Source organism: Inquilinus limosus MP06 (genome assembly GCF_000767795.1).
In the GTDB taxonomy this organism is placed as follows: Bacteria; Pseudomonadota; Alphaproteobacteria; order DSM-16000; family Inquilinaceae; genus Inquilinus; species Inquilinus limosus_E.
On the sequence record NZ_JANX01000438.1, the window covers coordinates 1 to 5567 of the forward strand.

At 66.6% G+C, this 5567-nt stretch carries 5 protein-coding genes; 1 reads left to right on the forward strand and 4 read right to left on the reverse strand.

What is annotated here, in order from left to right; all coding sequences use genetic code 11:
* The coding region (locus P409_RS25185) for a homoserine dehydrogenase (RefSeq protein ID WP_034844957.1) at positions 1–723 on the forward strand (723 nt) is incomplete at its 5' end.
* An 81-nt stretch (positions 724–804) separates the two neighbouring features.
* On the opposite strand, the gene P409_RS36430 is transcribed toward P409_RS25185, so the two are convergent.
* From P409_RS36430 to P409_RS25205, 4 genes are all read right to left on the reverse strand, one after another.
* Positions 805–2622, reverse strand: a complete 1818-nt coding sequence (locus tag P409_RS36430; RefSeq protein ID WP_052121366.1) for a calcium-binding protein — start codon at positions 2620–2622, stop codon at positions 805–807.
* Positions 2623–2801: 179 nt separating this feature from the next.
* Positions 2802–3563 carry a sulfite exporter TauE/SafE family protein gene (locus tag P409_RS25195; RefSeq protein WP_034844958.1) on the reverse strand — a complete coding sequence of 254 codons (762 nt, stop codon included), beginning with the start codon at positions 3561–3563 and terminating at the stop codon, positions 2802–2804.
* Between the two features lie 82 nt (positions 3564–3645).
* The gene (locus P409_RS25200) at positions 3646–4602 is read right to left on the reverse strand and encodes a branched-chain amino acid ABC transporter permease (RefSeq protein ID WP_052121367.1); all 957 of its coding nucleotides are present in this window, start codon (positions 4600–4602) and stop codon (positions 3646–3648) included.
* Between the two features lies 1 nt (position 4603).
* Positions 4604–5491 carry a branched-chain amino acid ABC transporter permease gene (locus tag P409_RS25205; RefSeq protein WP_034844959.1) on the reverse strand — a complete coding sequence of 296 codons (888 nt, stop codon included), beginning with the start codon at positions 5489–5491 and terminating at the stop codon, positions 4604–4606.
* Between the last annotated feature and the right edge of the window lie 76 nt (positions 5492–5567).

A 5567-nucleotide genomic window follows, 5' to 3' on the forward strand; every position in this document is an offset into this window, starting at 1 on the left:
GACCTGCGCACCGGCGGGCCGGGGCTGGCGCTGGCGCGGGCGGCGCTGGGGCGCGGCATCTCCGTCGTGCTGGCGAACAAGGGCCCGGTGGTCCTGGCCTTCCGCGAGCTGCACGAGACCGCCGCCCGCACCGGGGCGCGGCTGAAATACAGCGCCACGGTCTGCGGCGGGCTGCCCGTCCTCAACATCGGGCGGCGCGACATGATCGCGGGCGAGATCCGCAGGCTGCGCGGCGTGTTCAACGCCACCACCAACTTCATCCTCGACCAGATGGCCACCGGCGTGTCCTATGGCGACGCGCTGGCCGAGGCCCAGCGCCGCGGCATCGCCGAGGCCGACCCCTCGCTCGACGTCGAGGGCTGGGACACCGCCAACAAGCTGCTGATCATCGCCAACAGCCTGCTCGGCGCCGATATCGCGCTGGCCGACATCGCCGTCACCGGCATCGCCGGGGTGACGCAGGAGAGCCTGGCGGCCGAGGCGGCGCGCGGCAACGTCATCCGCCTGGTGGCCAGCGCCGAGGCCGGGCGCTACGCCGTGGCGCCGCTGGCCCTGCCCGCCGCCGACTTCCTGGCCCAGTGCCGGGGCTGGGAGATGGCGGTCGAGATGCACACCGATATCTACGGCATCAGCTATCACAAGCTGTGGGAGCGCGAGCCGACGCCCACCGCCGCGTCGATGCTGCGCGACGCGGTGCACATCTTCGCGCCGGGGACGCTCTGAACGGCCGGCCGTCGCCCGGGTGGGGCCAGGACGTCGCGCCAGGCCGGAACGGGGGGCGCCCGGCCTGGCGGCGGAGGTCGATCAGGAGAACACGAAGTCCGAGGCGTGAAGAGAAGACGACCAGGTCCCGATCATATTGATCTTGATGTCGGCCGAGCCATTGCCATCGGTATCGACCAGCAAGAGTGAATCTTCAAACCGCGCCTCGCTATTGCCGGTGGCCGTAAATTCTCCACTTCCAAGATAGCTGAAACTGCCATGCAGCAAGCCTTGAAACACGAGCTTGTCCCCTTCGGACGAACTGAAATCGAATATGGTATCGGTCGCGTCTGATGGCACGACAAAGCGAAAGCGGTCGGCTCCGTCGCCGCCTGTGAGACTATCGGAGCCTAGGCCGCCTGTCAGCTGATCATCTCCGCCCCCGCCCTGTAGAGAGCTTGATACAAAGCTGTCCTTGCCATAGCCATGTATTACATCGTTGCCGTTACCGCCATCGAGAAGCGTAAAATCTTTATTGCCGTATATAACGTCATCTCCGGACCCTCCATGCACGGAGGAAGAGATCCTGTGCGAAGATCCGCCTTCTGACAAATCAATGAAATTTCCATGATTGGAAAGATATATATTCAAATTGGTGAGAACGGGTTTGGAGGATAAATTTAATGATCCCGCATCCACGAGATATACGTTGAGGCCGACAAAAGCCCTGCCGCCTTGGATGCTCTGAAATTCTTCAAATTGGTCTGTTCTTATATAGATGTCAGGGACAAGAGAATAAAGTTCTTCGATATTGATTATATTTACGTGAGAGATGTCTATCGCCTCCCTGCTACCAACATAACCCAGTTCCAGGATGTCGTTTCCCCCTCCGCCATCATAGATCTCGCCGACGGCCAGGTCGCCGTCGCCGATGTGGAGCGTGTCGGAAGAGTCTCCGCCGTAGACATAGTCCTTGCCGAAGCCGCCGGTCAGATCGTCCGAGCCGGCACCTCCGAGAAGAGTGTCGTCTCCGCCGCCGCCATGCAGGCCATTGTTTCCGGCATTGCCGATGATGAGGTTGCTGCCCTCGTTCCCGCCGCCATTGATATCGGCCAGGCCGGTCAGCGTCAGAGTCTCGACATTCGCCCCGAGGACATAGCTGACCGAGGCACGAACCAGATCGATGCCCTGGCCTGCCGCCTCGACGACCTGATCCCCGGCGGCGTCGACATCATAGGTGTCGTTGCCGATACCGCCGACGAGGCGATCATCCCCGGCGCCTCCGATCAGGACGTCGTCGCCGGCGCCGCCGGCCAGCACATTCGCCCCGGCATTGCCGACGATGGTGTTGGCGAGCGCGTTGCCGGTGCCGTCGATATCCGCCGTGCCGGTCAGGTCCAGCTCCTCGACATTCGCGCTCAGCGTATGGCTGACCGACGCCCGGACCCGGTCGTAGCCGGCATCCAGCCCCTCGCTCGCCACGTCGCCGGTCGAGTCGACGTCGTAGACGTCGTTGCCCGTGCCCCCGGCCATGGCGTCGTCGCCGGCGCCGCCGTTGAGCACGTTGTTCCCCGAATTGCCGATGAGCGTGTTGTCCAGCGCATTGCCGAAACCGTCGATGTCAGCCGTGCCCGTCAGGGTCAGGATCTCGACATTGGCCGACAGCTGATGGCTGACCGAGGCTCGCACCCGGTCGATGCCCTCGCCCGCCCGCTCCACCACCCGGTCGCCGGCGGAGTCGACATCATAGGAATCATCGCCCAGGCCGCCGAAGAGGGTATCGTCGCCGAGCCCTCCCACCAGCCAGTCACTGCCATCACCGCCATAGAGCGTGTCGTCGCCGTCGAGGCCATAGATCTGGTCCGCCTCGGCGCTGCCGACGATCCTGTCGGCGGCCGCCGTGCCCGTAAACACCGGCATGAAATTCCCTCCACTGAATAAATTCGGCGCGCAACGGCAGCCCCCCGACCGCCTTGCGCCTCGCCAGCTTAATCCCGGCCTCGCCTCGTCCCGCAAGCTGGATTCCGAGGGGTCATGAAAAAATTCATATATCTTTGTCGCGATACCGAGCGGGGTGTGCGCTGGGCGCCGATTCGGGGTCAGGCGAGGTAGCCGGAGATGCCGTCCCACAGCAGCTTCAGCGCCGTCACCACCAGCAGGCCGTAGACGGCGCGATAGGTCTGGCGCTGGTCCAGCCGGCCGTGCAGCCGCCAGCCCAGCCACACCCCGGCGGGGATGGCGGGCAGGCACAGCGCCATCAGGGTCCAGGCCTCGGCGGTGGGCCGTGCCAGCAGCAGCCAGGGCAGCGCCTTGACGGCGTTGCCGACGGTGAAGAACAGGCTGGTCGTGCCCGCGTAGACCGCCTTGCCGAGGCCGAGCGGCAGCAGGTACATCGCCAGCGGCGGCCCGCCGGAATGCGCCACCATGGTGGTCATGCCCGAGGCCAGGCCGGCGGCGACCGCCTTCGGCGTCGAGCGCGGCCGCATCGTCACCGTCGCGCCCTTGGTGAACCACAGGCCGACGAAGGCCAGGGTGACGGCCGCCATCACGATGGCGATGGCGCGGTGGTCGAGATGCGTGAACAGCAGATAGCCGAGGCCGATGCCGGCCACGAGCCCCGGCAGCAGCGGCAGCAGGTCCGGCTTGGACCAGGTCGACGGCTTCCAGTAGCGCAGCGCGACCAGGTCGGTCGCCACGAACAGCGGCGCCAGCAGGCCGCCCGCCGTCACCGGGTCCATCACCAGCGACAGCAGCGGGATGCCGATGATGGCGAAGCCGCCGCCGAAGGCGCCGCGCAGCAGCGAGATCAGGAGGACGCCGGCGAAGGCGACCAGGATGGTGGCGGCGGTCAGGTCCAGCATGATGCCGCAGAGTGTCCCGGCGCCCCGACCAAGGCCATCGGAACATTGCCCTCAGCGCAATACGGGACGGAGCGGGACGGGCTTATCGCCGTTTCCGCAGCCAATGGGCGACCTCGCCGACGATGCCGCGGCGGAACAGCAGCACCACGACGACGAAGATCGCGCCGGTCACCACCGTCACCGGCAAGGCGGATTCGGCCAGGTAGTTCTGCAGCGTCACCACCAGCCCGGCGCCGACCACCGGGCCGACCAGCGTGCCGATGCCGCCCAGCAGCGTCATCAGGATCACCTCGCCCGACATCTGCCACTGGATGTCCGTCAGCGACGCCAGCTGGAACACCAGCGCCTTGGTGCCGCCGGCGAGGCCGGCCAGCGCCGCCGACATGACGAAGGCGGTCAGCTTGTAGGCGTCGACCGGGTACCCCAGCGAGATCGCCCGCGGCTCGTTCTCGCGGATCGCCTTCAGGATCTGGCCGAAGGGCGAGTGCACGATGCGCCAGATGATGAAGAAGCCGAGGCCGAAGATCGCCAGCACGACATGGTAGAAGGTCAGCGAATCCGACAGGTCGAGCAGGCCGAACATGCGGTCCTGCGGCACCGACTGGATGCCGTCCTCGCCGCCGGTGAAGGGCGCCTGCAGGGCGACGAAGAACACCATCTGCGACAGCGCCAGGGTGATCATGGCGAAGTAGATGCCCTGGCGGCGGATCGCCAGGAAGCCCATCACCAGCCCCATCGCCGCGGCGGCGGCGGTGCCGGCCAGGATCGCCAGCTCCGGCGGCCAGCCCCAGACCTTGGCGGCATGGGCGGTGACATAGGCGGCGCCGCCGAAGAAGGCGGCATGGCCGAAGGACAAGAGGCCGACATAGCCGATCAGCAGGTTGAAGGCGCAGGCGAACAGGGCGAAGCACAGCAGCTTCATCAGGAAGACGGGGTACAGCAGGTAGGGCGCGCCGAGCGCGATCACTGCCACTGCCAGCGCCGCCGCGATCTTCGTGCCGGTCAGGCCCTCCGCTCCGTTGCGCTCGACCACCGCCATCTCAGCGCTCCCGCCCGAACAGGCCGGCGGGGCGGACCAGCAGCACCACGGCCATGATGACGAAGACCACGATGTTCGAGGCCGGCGGGTAGAACACCTTGGTCAGCCCCTCGAAGATGCCGAGGGCGAAGCCGGTGACGATGGCGCCGAGGATCGACCCCATGCCGCCGATCACCACCACGGCGAAGACGACGATGATCAGGTTCGACCCCATCAGCGGGCTGACCTGGTAGACCGGCGCCGCCAGCACCCCGGCCAGCCCGGCCAGGCCGACGCCGAAGGCATAGGTCAGGGTGATCATCCGCGGCACGTTGATGCCGAAGGCCTGGACCAGCGTCGGGTTCTCGGTGGCGGCGCGCAGCGTGGCGCCCAGCGGCGTCTTCTCGATCACGAACCAGGTGGCGAAGCAGATCACGATCGAGGCCAGGACGACCCAGCCGCGATAGATCGGCAGCACCATGAAGCCGAGATTGACGGCGCCGGTCAGCATCGCCGGCGGGCTGTAGGGCTGGCCCGAGGTGCCGTACCAGCTGCGGAACAGCCCCTCCAGGATCAGGGTGACGCCGAAGGTCAGCAGCAGGCCGTAGAGCGGGTCGAGCCGGTACAGCCGCGACAGGAACAGTTTCTCCAGGATCACGCCGGTGATGGCGACCGCGATCGGCGCCAGCACCAGCGCCGGCCAGTAGCCGATGCCGAGGAAGCTCAGCAGCATCCAGGAGGCGAAGGCGCCCAGCATGTACTGCGCGCCATGGGCGAAGTTGATGACGTTGAGCAGGCCGAAGATCACGGCCAGGCCGAGGCTCAGCAGGGCGTAGAAGGAGCCGTTGATCAGCCCCAGCAGCAGCTGGCCGAACAGCACCTGGGTCGGGATGCCGAGCAGCGGGATCATGGCGTGGCTCCCGGCTGTCCCGGCCCGTTAGTTCCGAGCCCATCCGAGTCCCCCCTCCCCTTGCGGGAGGGGGGTA

Coding starts and splice junctions, on each gene's coding strand:
- P409_RS36430 (WP_052121366.1), bottom strand. CDS start 2,622: ATGCCGGTGTTTACGGGCACGGCGGCCGCCGACAGGATCGTCGGCAGC.
- P409_RS25195 (WP_034844958.1), bottom strand. CDS start 3,563: ATGCTGGACCTGACCGCCGCCACCATCCTGGTCGCCTTCGCCGGCGTC.
- P409_RS25200 (WP_052121367.1), bottom strand. CDS start 4,602: ATGGCGGTGGTCGAGCGCAACGGAGCGGAGGGCCTGACCGGCACGAAG.
- P409_RS25205 (WP_034844959.1), bottom strand. CDS start 5,491: ATGATCCCGCTGCTCGGCATCCCGACCCAGGTGCTGTTCGGCCAGCTG.